The organism is Cryobacterium sp. Hz9 (assembly GCF_004402825.1).
Classification (GTDB): domain Bacteria; phylum Actinomycetota; class Actinomycetes; order Actinomycetales; family Microbacteriaceae; genus Cryobacterium; species Cryobacterium gelidum.
The window spans coordinates 51,834-69,456 of the sequence record NZ_SOFC01000006.1; the positions used below are offsets into that span (position 1 = coordinate 51,834).

Below are 17,623 nucleotides of genomic sequence, written 5' to 3' on the forward strand. Positions count from 1 at the left end.
GCGCTTCGGGATCAGCGCTTCGACAGCGCGGCCAGCCCGATCGTGTGCGGCCCGAGCCCGAGCACCCGGGCAGCGTCGAGATCGGCGGCCGTATCGACGTCGCGGCGCATCGTCGAGGTCAGCGAGACGTTGAGCGGAACGTGCCCATCGGCCTCATGCGCGGCGCGGGAGCCGCGTCCAAATCGTGGCGTCAACCTGACGCCCGCGTGGGCGAACAAAGCCGTCGTTCCTCCGCCTTCCGTGTCGGGCACCATCGAGCGCGGGTGTTCAGCGGCGAGCGCGAACGCGGCCTCGACGTCGACCGGGCGCAGGGCGGGCAGGTCCCCAGTCATCACGGCCAGATTCGAGTCGAAACAGGCGCGCCGTGCGGCAGCGACACCCTGCTCGATCGCGGCGTTCAGCCGGGCATGTCCCGTCACACCCCCGGGCTTGAAGGCTGCCTCCGGCACGATGACCGCACCGAGCGTGGCCAACAGTTCGCCGAGATGGCTATTACCGGTCACCACAAAAACGCGCTGAACCGCGGATGCCGCCACGAGCGCGGTCACCGTGTCGAGCGCAAACGCTTCGGCCAGCACCTCCCGCTTTGGCACGGCCCCGAGTCGACTCTTCGCGCCCGGAGTTCCCTTGACCGGTACCACGACCACCCAGCTCATACCCGTTTCGCCTCGATGCTCTCCACGAAACCGAGCTTATCCCCGCACTCGGGCACATCCGTCGACCCGAATACGCTCGTTTGATCGGCCCAAGAGGAGCCCCGGCAAAGCGGCCTGAGCCAGGCCCTCACGATCACGATCTAGCCCAACGCGGCCGTAGCACGCCCGGCGGCGAAGCCCGCGATGTAGCCTTCGGTGTACCCCTCGGCGTGGGCCTCCGCCGTGCCGAGGCGAAACATGTCGGTAGCGCTCGGCCGCTGCAAGGCGCGCGCGCCGGCGGCATCCAGTTCGGCAACCAGCCGGCCGAGTCCGCGCACGACCGCGACCGGGTTGCCGCTCGTCTTGCCCTTGACCAGGTCGGCAGCGCCGGCAATCTCGTCGGCGACCGCCGCGACGGTGACGTCGAGACGGCGACCGGAGACATCCGCCATGCCGCGCAAATCGTCGAGCACTGCCAGCCCGGCGGCGCCGATGGCGATGTCGGTCTGGCCCTCACGCCAGGGGCGCCCGGCGGTATCGGTCACGAGCACGCCGAGCCGCAACCCGGTGCGCTCGCGGAGAGCCGCGCAGATGGCGCGCGCCGACGCGTCCGGATCCACCGGCAGCAACAGCACCACACCCTCAGGCGCATTGCTCGTGTCGACGCCGGCCGCCGCCATGACCAGGCCCTGCCGATTTTCGACGATGCGAGTGACCCCGCCCGGGTGCGCCCTGGCGGCCACGACACGCACGGTCTCGTCGGTGATCGCCTGCTCCCGGTCGACGGCCAGCACGGTGCGGCCCTCAGCCTTGGAAACGATTTTGCTGGTCACCGCGACAATATCACCGTCAATCAGGCGCGACTGCGCGGCCTCGCAGATCAGTTCCCCGAGATCATCGCCGGCGACGATCTCACCGAAACCACCGAGAGCGAACACCTTGAGGCCGAACAGTTCCATGGCGCCAACTTCGGCAGTCGCCGCATCGGGCAGCGAATCGTGCGGCATCTACCGCACGAGCTTTGGAAGAACGGATGCGCCAAAGACGTCGATCCACTGCTTCTGATTGCGGCCCACGTTGTGCAGGTAGATGCGATCAAAGCCGAGATCGACGAACTTCTGAATGTATCTGCGGTGCTCGTCCGGGTCGGCCGAGATGATCATGCGCCCCTCGAAGTCCTCCGGGCGCACGAGCTTGGCCATCTGCTCGAATTCAAACGGCGAACGGATGTCGCCCTTGGGAAACTTCATGCCGCCGTTCGGCCACTCGTGCAGCGCGTTGATCATGGCCTCTTCGTCGGTGTCGGCCCAGCTCATGTGCAGCTGCAGCACCTTGGGCATGACCGAGGGATCCTTGCCGGCCTCGCGCGCACCGTCATCGAATTTGCCGAACAGCATCGAGATCTTCTCGAGCGGGGCGCCGACCGTGATGAGACCGTCGGCCAGCCGGCCGGCGCGCTTGGCGGTAACCGGGCCGGCGGTAGCGACCAGAATTTCGGGGGCAACGTCGGGCATGGTCCACAACCGGGTCGACTCGAGCTTGAAGAACTGCCCGGAATGCTTGACGTCTTTGCCGGCGATTGAACCGGCGAACAGCTTCGAGATGATCTCAATGGCCTCGAACATGCGGTTGATGCGCTCGGGCGCTTCGGGCCAGTAACCGCCGACGATGTGCTCATTGAGGGCCTCGCCGCTGCCGAGGCCGAGCCAGTGCCGGCCGGGATACATCGAGGCGAGGGTCGCGGAGGCCTGGGCGACCATGGCCGGATGCCAGCGAAAGGTCGGTGCGGTCACACCGGGGCCGAAGTCGCCCTTGGTGCGCTCGGCGATCGAGGCGAGCACGCTCCAGACGAAGCTCGACTGGCCTTGGGCCGGAACCCACGGCTGAAAGTGATCGGCCGCCATCACGCCGGTGAAGCCATGCTCCTCGGCGTAGGCCGAGAGCGCCACCGCCTCGGCCGGTGCGAACTGCTCCAACATGGCCGCGTAGCCAATCTGCAACTCCGTCATTGTGATCTTCCTGCCTGTCGGTGAGCTACACCTCTTCAGTGCCGTACCCATTCAATCGCAACAGAGCGGGGGCGCGCATTCGATGCCGCGAACGCGGCATCCGCCAGGCCCCTTATAGGCTGGAGGCATGCGCATTGCCACCTGGAACGTGAACTCCATTCGTGCTCGATCCGGGCGAGTCGTCGATTGGATGGAACGCGAAGACATCGACGTTCTCGCCATGCAGGAGATCAAGTGCAAGCCCGAGCAGTTTCCCTCGCAGGTGTTCGAGGACGCCGGCTACGATCTCGCCATTCACGGCCTGAGCCAGTGGAATGGTGTGGCGTTTGCCAGCCGTGAGCCCATGACGGATGTCGTCACCGCCGTTACGAACATGCCTGGCTTCCAAAAGGGTGCCGTCGGCTCCGATCAGCCGCTCGAGGCACGCGCGCTGGGCGTGACGATCAACGACCTGCGGCTCTGGAGCCTCTACGTACCGAACGGGCGCTCGCTCGACGACCCGCACTACGCCTACAAACTGGCCTGGCTGAACGCTCTCCGGGTTCACGCGTCCGAGGAACTCGCCGCCCACCCCGCGCTGGCTTTGGCCATGATGGGCGACTGGAACGTCGCGCCCCGCGACGAGGACATGGGCGACCCAAGCTTCGTACCCGGCCTGTCGACCCACATCTCGCCGGAGGAACGTGAGGCCTTCGATGCGTTCGAACAAGCCGGGCTGACCGACGTCGTGCGGCCGATCGTTCCGGAGGGTTTCACCTTCTGGGACTACAAGCAGCTGCGGTTTCCCCGCAATGAGGGCATGCGCATCGACTTCATCCTCGGCTCGCCCGCCTTCGCCGACCTCGTGACGGATGCCAGCATCCACCGCAACGAACGCAAGGGCGACGCCCCGAGCGACCACGTTCCGGTCGTCGTAGAACTCGACGGTGGCGGCGATGACGACGACCGCCCGATGATTTTCTAGGGCCACCGACCGTTCCCCGTCCGCCACGAGGGGTTGTCCCGCCCACGGACATGGTCTAGCCTGCTCCGGAAGACGCCTGACGCGCGCTCCGTCTGAGGTGAACCCGCCACCGCCCTGACTCGATTCATAACCCAGTGGGCTAGGAGCAGGCTCATGCGGGCATTCAATGCATTTGTTGCAGGCGTTGCCGGTGCAACCCTCATTGTGATTGTCTTCGCGGGTTTGGCCTCGTCATCCCGGGGGGACGAGGCTGTCGCCTCGTCGGTGCGCTTCACCGCCTCGGGCGATATTTCTTCCAGTAAGGGGGCTGCGGCGACGCTCAACCAGGTGGCCGGCATCGAGCCGGATCTCCACCTCTCGCTCGGTGACCTTTCCTATGGCCAGGCCGGTGCCGAGCAGGCCTGGTGCGACTTCGTCACCTCGAGGGTGGGAGCCGCCTTCCCGTTCGAACTCGTCTCGGGAAACCACGAAGACAACGGACAAAACGGCAACGTCAATGATTTTGCTGCCTGTCTGCCCAATCAGCTTCCAGGCCTGATCGGGACGTATGGGCGGCAGTACTACGTGGACGTTCCTCAGGTCAATCCGCTCGTGCGCTTCATCATGATCTCGCCCGCGCTCACCTACCCCGATGGAGTCTGGTCGTACGCCGCGGGTAGCCCACGCTACCGATGGACCGCCGACGCCATCGACGACGCCAGGTCGGATGGTGTTCCCTGGGTGGTGGTGGGAATGCACAAGCCGTGTCTGTCGGTCGGCCAGTACGAGTGCGACGACGGGGCCGGACTGATGAATCTACTGGTCGACAAGCGGGTGGACCTCGTTTTGAGCGGTCACGAGCACCTGTATGCCCGCAGCAAGCAGCTCGCCCTGAACGCTTCGTGCACAAAGATCGTACCGGCTAAATATTCAGCCGGGTGCGTCACCGAGGGCGGCAATGCCCTGGTCCACGGGGGCGGAACGGTGTTCGCGACCGTCGGCACCGGCGGCACTCCGCTTCGGAACGTGTTCCGTGCCGACCCGGAGTCGCCGTATTTTGCCGCCTACTCCGGACTCAATCTCGACCCCAGCTTCGGAAACCTCAGCGTTTCGGTGACACCGGGCTCGCTCACTGCCCAGTTCCTGCCAGCGACGGGCTCGTTCACGGATGACTTCACGATCGCAGCAGGGGGTCCGCCGGAAAACTAGCCCATGGTGGCCTCACCCGCCCCCAGCCGAGAGGCCGAGGACGTGTGCCGTCGCGGTGCGAGTTCGTCTAGACGGAAACCTTCTCGGGTGCGCTGTACTTCGGGTGGGCCTGCCCGGCAGCGGCGTCGAATTCGGCATCGATGTCAGCGTTGGGCTTGTAGGTCGCGAGGGAAACCACGACGGCAACGATCAGGCTGGCCGCAAAGCCGGGCACGATCTCGTACAGAATCTCGCCGAGGGCGGAGTTGCCCCAGATGAAGACGACGACGGCGCCGGTGATCATGGAAGCCAGCGCGCCCGCGGTGGACAGCTTCTTCCAGTACAGGGAAAGCAGCACCACAGGTCCGAAGGCAGCGCCGAAGCCGGCCCAGGCAAATCCGACCAGATCGAGAATGGTCGAATTCTGCTGCAGCGCGATGAGTCCGGCAACGACTGCTACGAGCAACACACCGAGGCGTCCGAACATAACCAACTGTTTCGGGGAGGCGTCCTTGCCGACGATTCGATACAGGTCCTCGACCAGTGCCGAGGAGGACACGATCAGCTGTGAAGAGATAGTGCTCATGATGGCGGCCAGCACCGCGGCCAGCACGAGGCCGGCGATGAACGGGTGGAACAGCGTCTGCGACAGCAGCAGGAAGACCGTTTCCGGGTTCGCGAGCGACAGGTCGGGGTTCTGCTGGAAGTACGCGATGCCGATAAGCGCCGTGGCGACAGCGCCGAGAGCGGTGAGAATCATCCAGCCGATGCCGATGCGGCGACCGGCCTTGGCGTCCTGCGGGGTGCGCATGGCCATGAACCGCACGATGATGTGCGGCTGGCCGACGTAGCCGAGGCCCCAGGCTGCGGCCGAGATAACGCCCAGCACGGAGCCGCCCGCCGTGAGGGAGAGCAGGTCAGGATTGACCGCACGAATGGAGTCGAGGGTTGCGGCGATTCCGCCGGTCGCGTTGAGCGCCACCAGGGGAACAGCAACCAGCGCGACGAGCATGAGCAGGCCCTGGGCGACGTCGGTGAGAGTGGCTCCAAGGAAACCGCCAAACAGCGTGTAGAGCAGGGTGACGCCAGCAACGATCAGCATGCCGGTGAGGAAGGTGGAACCGAAGGACTCCTCGAAGAACACGCCGCCAGCCACCATGCCGGACGAAACATAGAACGTGAAGAACACCAGGATGATGACACCGGAGACGACGCGCAACAGGCGCGTCGTGTCCTTGAGCCGGTTCTCGAAGAAGCTCGGAATGGTGATCGAATTGTTCGACACCTCGGTGTACGAGCGCAGCCGAGGGGCCACGAATTTCCAGTTCAGCCAGGCGCCGATCGTGAGGCCGATAGCGATCCAGGCTTCGACCAGACCCGATACGTAGATGGCCCCGGGCAGACCCAGCAACAGCCAGCCCGACATATCGGAAGCGCCGGCACTCAGCGCGGCGGTGCCGGGTGCGAGTCCACGGCCGGCGAGCATATAATCGTCAAGATCTTTGGTCTGACGAAAGGCAAAGTACCCGATGGCGACCATGCCAGCGAGGTATATGACGATCGCGATGATCTGAAAAGTTTGATCCGTCAATGGGATTCCTTTGTTGGGATGCCCGGCTTACAGGACGTCAATGCCCGGAGTACGGGCGAGCTAAAGGGGTCAGTCTCGCAGAAATCCGGGCTTTTTACCATTTCCTTCTCTCCATTTGTCCACCCAGACCGGCATGAGGGCGGACTTCACCGACCGAAAGCCGACTCATGCGCGCTGCAGCCTTGATCGACACCGACCCGACCGACGCCGCCGATTTGGTGGGCATTGATTCCCTGCTGACTGCGGCCGAGATCGCCCTGCGCAACGAGGTGCGCGCCTTCGTCAACACGACCATCAAGCCGAATATCGCCGGGTGGTACGAGAAGGCAATCTTTCCGCTCGACGTTATCCCGCAGCTGGCCAAGCTCGGCCTGCTCGGCATGCACCTGACGGGCTACGGCTGCCCCGGACGCAGCGCCGTCGAATATGGACTCGCCGCCCTCGAGTTGGAGGCCGGAGACTCCGGACTGCGCACCTTCGTGAGCGTGCAGGGTTCGCTCGCGATGAGCGCCATCCACAAGCACGGCTCACAGGAGCAGAAGAACGAGTGGCTGCCGCGCATGGCCGCCGGGGAAGTCATCGGCTGCTTCGGGCTCACCGAGCCTGATGCTGGCTCTGACCCGGCGAGCATGACCACCTTCGCGCGCCATGACGGCACCGACTGGGTGATCAACGGCACCAAGCGCTGGATCGGTCTCGCCTCGGTCGCGCAGGTCGCGATCATTTGGGCGATGACGGATGACGGGATCCGCGGCTTTGTCGTGCCCACAGATACTCCCGGCTTCGTCGCTACACCGATCGAGCAGAAGCTCTCAATGCGTGCCTCCATTCAGTGCGAGATTGAACTGACCGAGGTGCGTCTACCGGAGGCGGCGATGCTGCCCGCGGCGCACGGCCTACGCGCGCCGTTCGAGTGCCTCGGCGAGGCCCGGTACGGCATCGTCTGGGGCGTCATGGGCGCGGCCCGCGACAGCTATCTCACCGCGCTGGCCTTTTCGAAAAAGCGGATGCAGTTCGGCAAGCCGCTCGCCGGCTACCAACTCACTCAGCAGAAGCTGGTGAACATGGCCCTCGAAATCAATAAGGGCACCCTGCTTGCGTTGCAGCTCGGCCGGCTCAAGGACGCCGGCACGCTCGCCCCACACCAGATCTCGCTGGGCAAGCTCAACAACTGCCGCGAAGCCATTGCCATCTGCCGCGAGGCACGCGCGATGCTCGGTGGCAACGGCATTACCCTCGACTATTCCCCGATGCGGCACGCCAACAACCTTGAGAGTGTGCGCACCTACGAGGGTACCGATGAGGTGCACACCCTCATTCTCGGGCAGCACATCACCGGCATCGCGGCCTTCCGCTGAGTGTCCGCTGAGCGTGCGCTTGCCCAACGAGCCTCGTGGACAGGCCACGACTGCCCTCAAAGCGCTGTTGGCGAGCTGAGATTGCGCTCAGACCATGAGAAAGGCGAGGTCACCGACTCCGTCGATACCCGCGGTGACGGCGCTGCCGGGCTCGATCCGGCCGACGCCGGCAGGAGTGCCGGTGAAGATGAGGTCACCGGGCCGCAGTGTGACAAAACGCGACAGAGCGGCGATCACGTCGGGCACGGGCCAGATCTGGTCGGCGAGGTCGGCGTCCTGTTGCGTCTCGCCGCCGACGTTGAGCCAGATTCGTGCCGAAGCGGGATGACCGATCGTGCTCGCGGAAACGAGCGGCGTGCAGGGTCCGGAGAAATCGAAGCCCTTGGAGAGATCCCACGGGCGGCGCAGGGCCTTGGCGGCATCCTGCAGGTCGCGCCGGGTGAGGTCGACGCCGGCGCCGTAGCCGACGACGTGGGTGAGCGCATCCGCTGCGGCAATGTCAGCGCCACCGCCGCCGATCGCGACCACGAGTTCCATCTCGAAGTGCAGGTTGTCGGTCGCCGGTGGGTACGGAACAGTGTGGGGGGCAATGCCGTGCGTTGGAACACCCTCGTTGACCGCGAACACGGCGTCGGCCGGCTTCGCGAAGAAGAACGGCGCCTCCCGGTCGGGGTCGTTGCCCATCTCCCGGGCATGCTCGGCGTAGTTGCGGCCGACGCAGTACACCCGGTGCACGTAGAAGCGCTCAGCCGAGCCGACGATCGGCAAGCTCGTGGGCTCGGGTGCGGTGAACGGGCCAGAAGTAGACATGCGGTCCTTTCGGGACTCAGGCGAGGAGGGCCGCGATGACGAGTAAAGCGGGCATGGACAGAATTGTGGTGAGAAAAACGGTGTCCCGGGTGACGACCACGGCTCGATCGTAACGCGAGGCGAAATTGAAGATGTTCTGCGCGGTCGGCAACGCCGACACGGCGACTACGGCGAATAGCTCGGCGCCGTCGAGGTCGAATACGAAGCGTCCGAACAGGTAGGCGACGATCGGCATCAGCCCCACCTTGATCATGGTGGCGGTCACGACCTGCTTGCGCCCGGTCCCGGCTTTGAGCAGCTGTTGGCCGTGCAGCGACATGCCAAATGACAGCAGCACCAGGGGAATGGCGGCTCCACCGATCAGTTCGAACGGTGCGAGCACCGGGGCCGGCACCGTGATCCCGAAGGTCGCCACGAGCACGCCGGCGAGCGAACCGAGAATCATCGGGTTTCGAAACGGCTGCGTCACGATCGACACGAACGAAGCCCGGCCACGGGTGGCCACGTCGAGAACGGCCAGGATGGTCGGTGCCAGAATCACCAGCTGCAGCAGCAGCACGGGAGCCACATATTGGGCGCTGCCGAGCACGTAGATGGCCACAGGCAGTCCGATGTTGTTGGCGTTGACGTACGTCGCGCTCGACGCACCGAGCACCGTCTCGGCCAACGGCGCGCGAAAGAACAGCCGCGAAGCGACGATGTAGATGAGCACGCCGACCACGATGGTGCAGACGATGGCGACCAGGAACTCGGAAAACAGCACCGACACATCCGCGTGGGAGAGCACGGTGAACAACAGCGCGGGAGTTGCGACGAAGAAGGCCATGCGGTTGAGCACCCGGCCTGCACCCGCCCCGGCAATGCCGAACCGCTCGACAAAGTACCCGATCAGGATCACAAATCCGATAATCGAAAACCCGACCAGAACACCGCCCATTCAGTTGAGCCTAGGGCTTGCCCGACCGATGGCCTGCACGGCTCTTCCGGCCGCACGGCCCGCGTTGCTACGCTCAACGCATGCCCCGACTCGACGTTCCTGGCGCTTCCCTCTATTACGAGACTGAGGGGGACCCCGACTCGCCTGCCCTGCTGCTGATCCATGCTGGCATCGCGACCCTGCGCATGTGGGATCCGCAGGTCGCCGCCCTCGCCTCGCATCACTACGTCATCCGCTTCGACACTCGCGGTTTCGGCCAGACGACAACCGAGAATGTTGAATTTTCCAACCGTGCGGATGCCACGGCGCTGCTCGATCATCTCGGCGTCGCTCGCGCCACCCTCATCGGGTGCTCCCGCGGCGGTACGATCGCGATCGACCTCGCCGTGGAGAGCCCGGAGCGGGTCGCCGGACTGGTCGCGATCGGGTCCGGGCCCAGTGGATTTCCCGAGGTGGAGCTCACCGAGCGTGAAGACGCCCTGTTCGACAAACTGGATGAGGCCTTCACCGCCCGCCAGTGGCCGCGGCTGGCCCGGCTCGAGGTCACACTCTGGGCGGTCGGACCGACCCGCAAGGCGGCCGACGTCGACCCGGCATTCCTCAACCTCGCACAGGAGCTCAACCTGCGGAACGTAATTCACGCCACGGAAAACCCGATCTCGCTTCCGCTCGAGCCGCCAGCGCTCGACCGGGTCAGTGACATCGACGTTCCGGCGCTGATCACCGTGGGCGAACTCGATGTGACGTCGTCGCTGGCCCACTACGAGTTCTTGTTGGAGATGCTGCCGCAGGCGAGCGGCTGCACCTTTCGTGACACAGCCCACTTGCCGAGCGTGGAGCATCCGCTGGAGTTTCAGCGCGTGCTGATCAGCTGGCTTGCGACCAACAACCTCTGAACGAGCCGTCTCCTCCCCCCACCAGCAGTTATCCACACGCGGCAGTGCGGTGTGCCGGAAGTTTTTTCGTCCCGGTAGCCTGTGAGGAGCGTGACCGACCGCGGGGAGATCGATGTCAGAGCATGAGCCGGTTCAGACCGGGGACTTCTATCTCCGACAGGCCGGTCGCATCGTCTGGCCACGCAATGCCCAGGACCTCACCGACCGGGCGCTCTGCCCGGCCTGCCACACTCCACTGAAGTCTCCAGTGTGTTCCGAGTGCCAGCTCAACCTGCGGCATGCAGCCGCAACCGAATTGCTGGCCAGTTCAGCGGCGGCCGCGGCGGCCATGGAGAGACGGGCCGAGCTGATCGGGCGCATCCGGTACGAGACAGAACCGGGCCGAATCACCGTGCCCGAGCTCCCCGTTGTCATATCCGTTCGCGCGAATTCGACCGGTGCTGCTTCCACCGGTGCTGCTTCGACCGGTGCTGCTTCCACCGGTGCTGCTTCAACGGGTGCTGTTTCGACCAGTGCAACGCTGGCAGCACCGGCCCAGTCCGTGATGCCGCCGGTTCGGCCGGCAGTCGTACCCAGGCACGCACCATCGATATCCCGCCCGGAAGCCGATGCTGCGACTGCCCTGCTCAGCCGGCCCCAGCGTTCGAGTGTGCAGGTCGTGCTGCTCTTCGTCGGCGTGCTGTTGGTCTCGGTTGCCGCAATCTTCTTTCTCACCGTCGCCTGGATCGTCGCCGGACTGGGATTTCGGTCGGTTGTCGTCGCACTGCTGACCGTGGCGGCCCTCGTCGTCGCAGCCCGCCTGCGTCGCTCGCGGCTCACGTCTACCGCCGAGGGCATCGGGAGCTTTGCCATCGTGCTCGTACTGCTCGATGTCTGGGGCATGCGTCAAAACAACCTGTTCGGGTTGGCCGCCGGCGACGGCGCCCTGTACTGGGGCGTCGCCCTCGTGGTCTGTGCGGCACTGTTCCTCGGCTGGCACGCATGGTCGAACCTGCGGGTGGGCAGCGTCGCCGGTTTCGTCGTTGCGGTTCTCGGCCTGGGACTTCTCGCAGCCGGTGTTTTTCAGGGCCAGGACACCCTCACCCGTATTTTCGTCGGTTTTCTCGGTGTCGCTGTCGGCGCCCTGCTGCACCGCATGACGTTACCGCGGCCCGCACTGATCGTGCGCCGGTGGCCGGCCATTGACCGCCTCCCCGAGCGGATGCTGCTGCTCACACTGGGTGCGCTGTCCCTCGTCATGGCGGCCATCATCGCGATCTTCGTCGAACCCGACAGCATCGTCGCCCCGGCCTGGTGCCTCGGCGCGGTCGCGGTCGTCGCCGCGGCACACGTCGTGCTCGTGCTGCGCGCACCCCAGCCCGCACGGTTGCTGGGTGAATACCGAACTTTCGCCTATCTATCGGCGTCTCTGGCCGCGTTCGCGGCGGCCGGCATCGCGCCGGTCGTTGCGAGTCGCTACGACAGCCTGCCGTTCTCCCTCACCGTGCCCCTGCTGGTCGCTGCTGCCTTGGCCGTGGCACTCGAACTGTTCGGTCGTCAGTTCGCCGCGCCCTCAGCCGGACGCACGGCCGCTCTGGTGGCAGCTGGTTCGGCCATCACGGTCGCGGCCATTCCGTTGCTCCTCACTGCCGGGTATGCCGCCTGGCCACTCATGCAAGCCACAGCAAACGGACTACGCGGCCGTGAGGTCGTCCCGGACCTCGCCAACACCGACAACGTCTGGGCTTTGCTCGCACTGGTCGGGGTCGGCGCACTACTGGTTATCGGATGGACCCTGGGCGGTCTGCTCCGCGCCCGGCGCCAGATTGTGACCGCGCTTGCCCTGGCCGTCGTCATTCTCGCCGTGCCCTTCGCCCCGTCCATCGGGATTATCGTCGCGTTCTATCTGCTGCTGGGCGCCGGGGCACTCATCAGCCTGCTCCTCGCTCGGTCGTCGGAGCCAGTTTCGGTGCCGGCCAAAGTCAGTGAAACCGGTCGGTTCTCGCTCGGCTTTCTGGCGCCGGCCCTCTTCGCGCTTCTGGTCGCCGGGGAGACGCTGGGTTATCTCATCAGCTGGGCGCACCCCACGACCTGGTGGTTCGGCACGGTATCGCTCGTATTCGCGCTTTGGTTTGCCCGACTGTTGGTCACGCACAGGGTCGCCGGCCCCGTGCTCGCCGGCCCCGTGCTCGCCGGCGATTCCCGCGCTCACACTCGTGGAGCGCTGTTGGCCGCCGCGATCGTGATCGTGCTGGTCGGAGTTGGTCACGTTCCGCTGGCCCTCGCGCCGGAACAGCGCTGGTCTGACGCGATCAACCTGGCCAACGTCACGGCAGCGATCACCCTCGCAACGGCCCTCTTGCATATGCTCGTCGCTGCGGCAGCGCTTCGGCCGACGGCGCTCTCTCTTCTCGAACGGCGCTGGGCATTCTTCACCCTCCTCGTTCCGACCCTGTTCGCCTTCGCCCTGCCCGTGCGATATTGGTCGCTAGCCGATGAAGAATCGCTCCTACAGCCCGAACCGCTCGGCTCGATCCTGCGGGCATGCGTGCTCGTCGCCGCCTGCGCGGTGTGGGTGTTCGTGCACGCCAACCGCGGCGTCCTGCGGTGGGAACGTGCCATCGCCGCCGTCGCGCTGGCCCCGGCACTGTTTTTGCTGGTGCGCGAGGTGCTGTTCGCAACGGATGCCGTGACATCCGTTTTCACACTCGCCGCACCGGCCGTGGCCCTCGTGGTCTGCTCGCTCGGGCTGCTGTGCGGCACGCTCGGCCCCGACCTGTTTGCCCGCCGCGACCGTGCTGCGCTGGAAATCGGCGCCGCGATTGTTCTCGTGCCCGCTGTGTTCACCGCGGTGGTCACGTTGCGCTCCCTCGGCTGGCTCGTGCTCGTGTTCGCCGGTATCGTGGCGCTCATCCTGGCGATCGCTCCCGACGGGCTCTTCGGCACCCGGTCGAATCGCCGCCACTTCGGCTGGCTTGCCCTGTTGTTCAGCACAGCCGGCCTCTGGCTCGGCCTGGACCGGGCAGGTACGGTGGCGCTCGAACCGTATGTGCTGCCGGTCGCCGGCATCATGCTCACCACGGCCACACTGATTCGCCGCTACGGCACAACCGATCGCTTGAGCGAAGCAAGTCCGGTAGCCGGCCTGCTGACTTTCGCCGGGCTGCTCATTGCCCTGGTGCCGCTCGCCGTGTCAGCAGAGTCGGGGTCGCTGGTGCGCCCCATCGTGCTGGCCCTCGTGTCTGTGGCCCTCATGATCGGCGCGGCACTGGTGCGATGGGCTCCGCCGTCGTCAACCTATCTGGCTGCGGCCGGTTTGGCCGGCGCGATCGCCCTCGTCGTCACAGCCTTCGCACAGACGCAGCGTGTGCTCGGCGCGCCCGGCGCGCCCGACGGGCGACTCGAGCTCTGGCTGTTACTTCCTGCCGTGGCGGCGGTCACGACCGCGGTTTTGCTGGTTCGCCAAGCGGATGCCGAAACCACGGCGCTCCGAAACGGCGCCGGCATCCTGCTCGTGCTGGTGTGGGCATGCGTTCTGACCTGGATTGAACTTGCCGTGGTCACTTCGCCCGCCGATGGTGGGCTGTCGGTACCCCGAGCCGTCCTGCTCCTGCTCGTGCTCTCGGCGGTGCACGTGATCGCCCTCTGGCGACCGCGAGCGCCGCTCGGGGGAATCACCGCCTGGAGCGTGCTCGCACTGGCTGCCCTAGCCGCTATCACGGTGGCCAGCTCTGGCGTGGTCGACCCGTTCGAACTCGTCACCGTTCCGGTGGCCCTCGCGCTGATCGGTTCGAGTTGGCTGCGCCTGCAGGGCGATCCACGAGCGCGGAGCTGGCCCTGGTTTGGTCCCGGACTGGTGTTGCTCCTGGTGCCGTCGCTGCTCCTCGATCTCACCTACAACGACCTGTGGCGCATCGTCAGCCTCGGTGTTGTGGCGATTATTGTTATCGGGATCGGCAGCACGCGACGACTGCAAGCGCCGTTCGTCATCGGTGCTGCCGTGCTGCTCATCCACGGTGTCGCCCAGCTCTGGCCATGGATCGCCCTCGCCTACAGCGTGGTTCCGTGGTTCCTCTGGCTCGGTGGCGGCGGCATCCTGCTCATCGTTCTCGCTGCACGCTACGAACAGCGCATCGCGAACCTCAAGTCGGTTGCCCTGCGCATCAGTGCGCTGCGGTAGCCGGGCGTTGCTGCGCCGTGCGGCGCGATGCTGCACGGTGCGATGCTGCGCCGTGCGATGCGGTGCTGCACGGCGCGATGCTGCACGGTGCCGAACGGTTGCGCACAGCACGTGGTTCACGACCGGACCGGTCTTCCAAACGGGCGCGGGTTTACGGGCCCTGCACGTAGAACGGCTGCGGGTCAGGGTCCACGATATCCCAAGCCGAGGCCCACGGGTCCGGAGGGGTCGGTTCGGCCGCGGGCGAACGCCGCGGGGGTGACGTGTCGGCCTGTTGTCGCGGTGGGCTGATGCGGGTGGCGGGATCGCTGGCGTAGTGCTTGCCAGCCGGAAGGGTTCTGCGCTGACGTCGAGCACGATGCCGGTGTGCGGGTGCGGGTGCGGGTGCGGGTGCGGGTGCGGGTGCGGGTGCGGGTGCGTGAGGATGCGCAGAAAACTCGTCGCGGTTCCCGCCAACCGACGGGCGACCTCCGGGTCGATCGGTCCGTACCCTTCGAGTTCGCCCGGCTCCTCGCTCTTCCCTATCAGGGTGAGGATCGGCACAGTGATGTTGACGTTGGCCGTCAGGCCAGCGCCGAGTCCGGTGCTGGTGACCCCTTGGGCGAGCAGGTCGACGGCGACATCGGCGCGGAGTTGGCTGAGCGTGCGGGGCTCGTCGGGGCCCTGCAGGCTGATGGCGGCGTCGGTGACGCGGGTGTAGATGCCGTGGAGGACTTCACCGGCGGCGCGCAACCAGAGCGTGGCCATGCCGTCTTTGTCCGGGAAGAACATGACCTTGCGGTCGGCCAGGCACTTCGTGCGGCGGACGGTGATGCTGTCGGGGTGGAACCGTTCACGCAGTTTACGGGCCTTCCCGTCGAACTGCGCCGGAGTGAGCTTGCGGGCGTACGGCAGTAACACCGACTCCAGCTCGGCCCGGGCTGGCTGGGGCACGGAGTCGAGCTGGTCGAGCACCCGCCGCGCATGTTCGCGCTGGTTGACGGGGCACCGACGGGCCCGACCGTCGGCGGAGGCAACCGCAGGCCGACTCGCGCCGGGCAGCTACCCGCGACCGACCCAGCGGTCCATTGACCGGTAGACACCGAAAACGCGACCGGCCACGGCGTCCCAGGCCGCCAACGGCAGCACGCCCCGAAGCACCTTCGACAGGTTCACCGTCCAGGGCAACAGCAGTTGCGGTTTGCCGGCGAGCATCGCCCGCCAGACCCGGTCCACCACGTATTCCGGGGTCATCAGTGGGGTGAGCAGCGGCCCGCGGGCCCCGGCGAACATGCCGGTGTCGATGTAGCTCGGGCACACCGTGGTCACCTTGATGTGGCCGTACCCCTGCTGCACGAGTTCGAGCCGCAGCGAATCGCTCCAGCCGATCAGCGCCGCTTTCGAGGCGGCATAGACGCTCATGCGCGGGTTGCTGAGGGTACCGGCAGCCGACGCGATATTGACGATGCGTGACTCCCGGTATCCGCTCGCAATCATCGCCGGCAGAAACTCGCGGGTGATGTACATCGGGGCAAGCGCGTTGATCTGCATGGTCGGGCGGGTGTCGGCGCCGTTGTCGTGCTCCCAGAAATACTTGCCACGCACGATTCCGGCGTTGTTGATGACCACATCGGGGTCGCCGATTTCGGTACGTACCCGTTGCGCGGTCTGCGCGATGGCGCCCAGGTCGGCGATATCGACAACGTAGGGGGCAACCTGCGTGCGCCCGTGGCAACGTTCAGTCAGGATGGCGGTGGTCGCGGCGAGCGCGGCACCGTCGCGGTCCCACAGGATGACGGTTTTCGCCCCCTCGGCGACACAGCGTTCGGCATACAAGCGGCCCATTCCCCTGGCGGCTCCGGTAATCAGCACGCGGGCTCCGGCGACGGTTCGACTCATACCCCCATCATGCCGCCTGAGCGTTCTCTTGCGGGACTACGCTCGAGCTAGCCGCAGAATCGGGGAGGCGCATATGGACTTTCAGGCCCTCGCGATCATCTCCGTGATCGCTTTGCTCGGCCCCGTGCTGGCAACACCGCGTCGCTGGAATATTCCCGTCGTCATCGGACAGCTCGCCGCTGGCGTGATCGTCGGCCGCACCGGCTTCGGTCTTATCGACGCCGCTGACCCTACGCTCACCCTCTTGGCGGATGTCGGATTCGCGTTGATCATGTTCGTGGCCGGCACGCACGTGCCCGTACGTTCCGGCGCGATTCGTGCGGCGCTGTCGGCCGGCCTGGTGCGGGCAATTCTGGTGACCGTCTCGGCGATCGCCCTCGGCGTGGCGATCGCGTTGATCTTCGGCTCGAATCATGCACTCCTATATATAGTCTTACTCGCCTCCTCGTCGGCCGCGCTCGTGCTGCCCCTCATCCACCCGCTGGGGCTGCGCGGCCGATCTATGCTGGAGCTCACCGCGCAGGTCGCGATCGCCGATATCGCGGCCATCGTGGCCCTGCCGCTCGCCATCGACCCGCCGAATGCGGGCCGTGCCGCCCTCGGGGCTGCCCTGGTCGCGGTGCTGGCAGTGGCGCTCTACGGTGTGCTGGCCTGGCTGGAACGAAACGGCTTGCGCGTCCGGCTGCACAAGCTCTCGGCGGACCGCAAGTTTGCGCTCGAGCTGCGCATCCAGCTGGCCATTCTGTTCGCCCTGTCGGCGGTCGCCGTGTTCAGCCATGTGTCGGCCATGCTCGCCGGCTTTGCGTTCGGCCTCGCCGTTGCTGCGGTCGGCGAACCGCGCCGTCTCGCCCGCCAGCTGTTCGCCCTCGCCGACGGATTCTTCGGACCGCTCTTCTTCGTCTGGCTCGGTGCCTCGCTCGCGCTGCGTGACCTCGCCGAGAACCCGCAGATGATCGCGCTCGGCCTGGTGCTCGGACTGGCCACCCTGCTCACCCACGCGACTACCCGCCTGCTGGGACTCCCCCTGTCCTTCGGGCTGCTGTCGGCCGCCCAGCTCGGCATTCCAATCGCGGCCGCGACGATCGGCACCCAGCTGCACGTGCTCGTCCCCGGCGAGGCTGCGGCGCTGCTGCTCGGCGCGCTCGTGACCATCGCGGTGACCGCGGTGGCGAGCGGATGGGCGCAGCGGCGCGCGACATCCGCTTCTGGGTAGACGGCG

The 17,623-nt window shown here is 66.2% G+C and carries 14 protein-coding genes; 7 read left to right on the top strand and 7 right to left on the bottom strand.

Going from position 1 to position 17,623, the window contains the following annotated elements:
- Positions 1-11: 11 nt before the first annotated feature.
- The 3 genes from cofC to E3N85_RS00905 form a co-directional block, all read right to left on the bottom strand.
- Complete coding sequence (cofC, locus tag E3N85_RS00895; protein WP_134458473.1) at positions 12-656, bottom strand: 2-phospho-L-lactate guanylyltransferase; 645 nt, start codon at positions 654-656, stop codon at positions 12-14.
- Positions 657-796: 140 nt separating this feature from the next.
- Complete coding sequence (gene cofE / locus E3N85_RS00900) at positions 797-1,594, bottom strand: coenzyme F420-0:L-glutamate ligase (protein WP_134458865.1); 798 nt, start codon at positions 1,592-1,594, stop codon at positions 797-799.
- A gap of 48 nt (positions 1,595-1,642) precedes the next feature.
- Positions 1,643-2,644 carry a TIGR03557 family F420-dependent LLM class oxidoreductase gene (locus E3N85_RS00905; protein ID WP_134458475.1) on the bottom strand — a complete coding sequence of 334 codons (1,002 nt, stop codon included), beginning with the start codon at positions 2,642-2,644 and terminating at the stop codon, positions 1,643-1,645.
- Between the two features lie 127 nt (positions 2,645-2,771).
- Between E3N85_RS00905 and E3N85_RS00910 the strand changes: the two genes are divergently transcribed.
- On the top strand, positions 2,772-3,608 hold the full coding sequence (locus E3N85_RS00910) for an exodeoxyribonuclease III (protein WP_134458477.1): 837 nt from the start codon (positions 2,772-2,774) through the stop codon (positions 3,606-3,608).
- A gap of 153 nt (positions 3,609-3,761) precedes the next feature.
- Positions 3,762-4,796, top strand: coding sequence for a metallophosphoesterase (locus E3N85_RS00915; RefSeq protein WP_134458479.1), 1,035 nt, complete (start codon positions 3,762-3,764; stop codon positions 4,794-4,796).
- A gap of 67 nt (positions 4,797-4,863) precedes the next feature.
- Here E3N85_RS00915 and putP read toward each other — a convergent pair whose 3' ends face one another.
- Positions 4,864-6,366, bottom strand: coding sequence for a sodium/proline symporter PutP (gene putP / locus E3N85_RS00920; RefSeq protein WP_134458481.1), 1,503 nt, complete (start codon positions 6,364-6,366; stop codon positions 4,864-4,866).
- A 167-nt stretch (positions 6,367-6,533) separates the two neighbouring features.
- Here putP and E3N85_RS00925 point away from each other — a divergent pair, with 167 nt between their 5' ends.
- A complete protein-coding gene (locus E3N85_RS00925) occupies positions 6,534-7,724 on the top strand; it encodes an acyl-CoA dehydrogenase family protein (RefSeq protein WP_134458483.1) in 1,191 nt (396 codons plus the stop codon).
- Between the two features lie 87 nt (positions 7,725-7,811).
- Here E3N85_RS00925 and E3N85_RS00930 read toward each other — a convergent pair whose 3' ends face one another.
- Positions 7,812-8,534, bottom strand: coding sequence for a fumarylacetoacetate hydrolase family protein (locus tag E3N85_RS00930; RefSeq protein ID WP_134458485.1), 723 nt, complete (start codon positions 8,532-8,534; stop codon positions 7,812-7,814).
- A 16-nt stretch (positions 8,535-8,550) separates the two neighbouring features.
- Positions 8,551-9,471, bottom strand: coding sequence for an AEC family transporter (locus E3N85_RS00935; protein WP_134458487.1), 921 nt, complete (start codon positions 9,469-9,471; stop codon positions 8,551-8,553).
- 80 nt (positions 9,472-9,551) lie between these two features.
- Here E3N85_RS00935 and E3N85_RS00940 point away from each other — a divergent pair, with 80 nt between their 5' ends.
- From E3N85_RS00940 to E3N85_RS16620, 3 genes are all read left to right on the top strand, one after another.
- Complete coding sequence (locus E3N85_RS00940; RefSeq protein WP_134458489.1) at positions 9,552-10,367, top strand: alpha/beta fold hydrolase; 816 nt, start codon at positions 9,552-9,554, stop codon at positions 10,365-10,367.
- A 112-nt stretch (positions 10,368-10,479) separates the two neighbouring features.
- Entirely contained in the window at positions 10,480-14,526 is a 4,047-nt protein-coding gene (locus tag E3N85_RS16615) for an SCO7613 C-terminal domain-containing membrane protein (RefSeq protein WP_241978236.1), read from the top strand.
- A gap of 366 nt (positions 14,527-14,892) precedes the next feature.
- Positions 14,893-15,423, top strand: a complete 531-nt coding sequence (locus E3N85_RS16620) for a hypothetical protein (RefSeq protein WP_241978237.1) — start codon at positions 14,893-14,895, stop codon at positions 15,421-15,423.
- Positions 15,424-15,567: 144 nt separating this feature from the next.
- Here the strand turns inward: E3N85_RS16620 and E3N85_RS00955 are convergent, their stop codons facing one another.
- Positions 15,568-16,404 (bottom strand): SDR family NAD(P)-dependent oxidoreductase, encoded by an 837-nt coding sequence (locus E3N85_RS00955; protein ID WP_134458493.1) that lies wholly within the window; start codon positions 16,402-16,404, stop codon positions 15,568-15,570.
- A 73-nt stretch (positions 16,405-16,477) separates the two neighbouring features.
- On the opposite strand from E3N85_RS00955, the gene E3N85_RS00960 reads away from it, so the two are divergent.
- Positions 16,478-17,617: a cation:proton antiporter gene (locus tag E3N85_RS00960; protein ID WP_134458495.1), complete on the top strand. Its 1,140-nt coding sequence runs from the start codon at positions 16,478-16,480 to the stop codon at positions 17,615-17,617.
- Positions 17,618-17,623 lie beyond the last annotated feature (6 nt).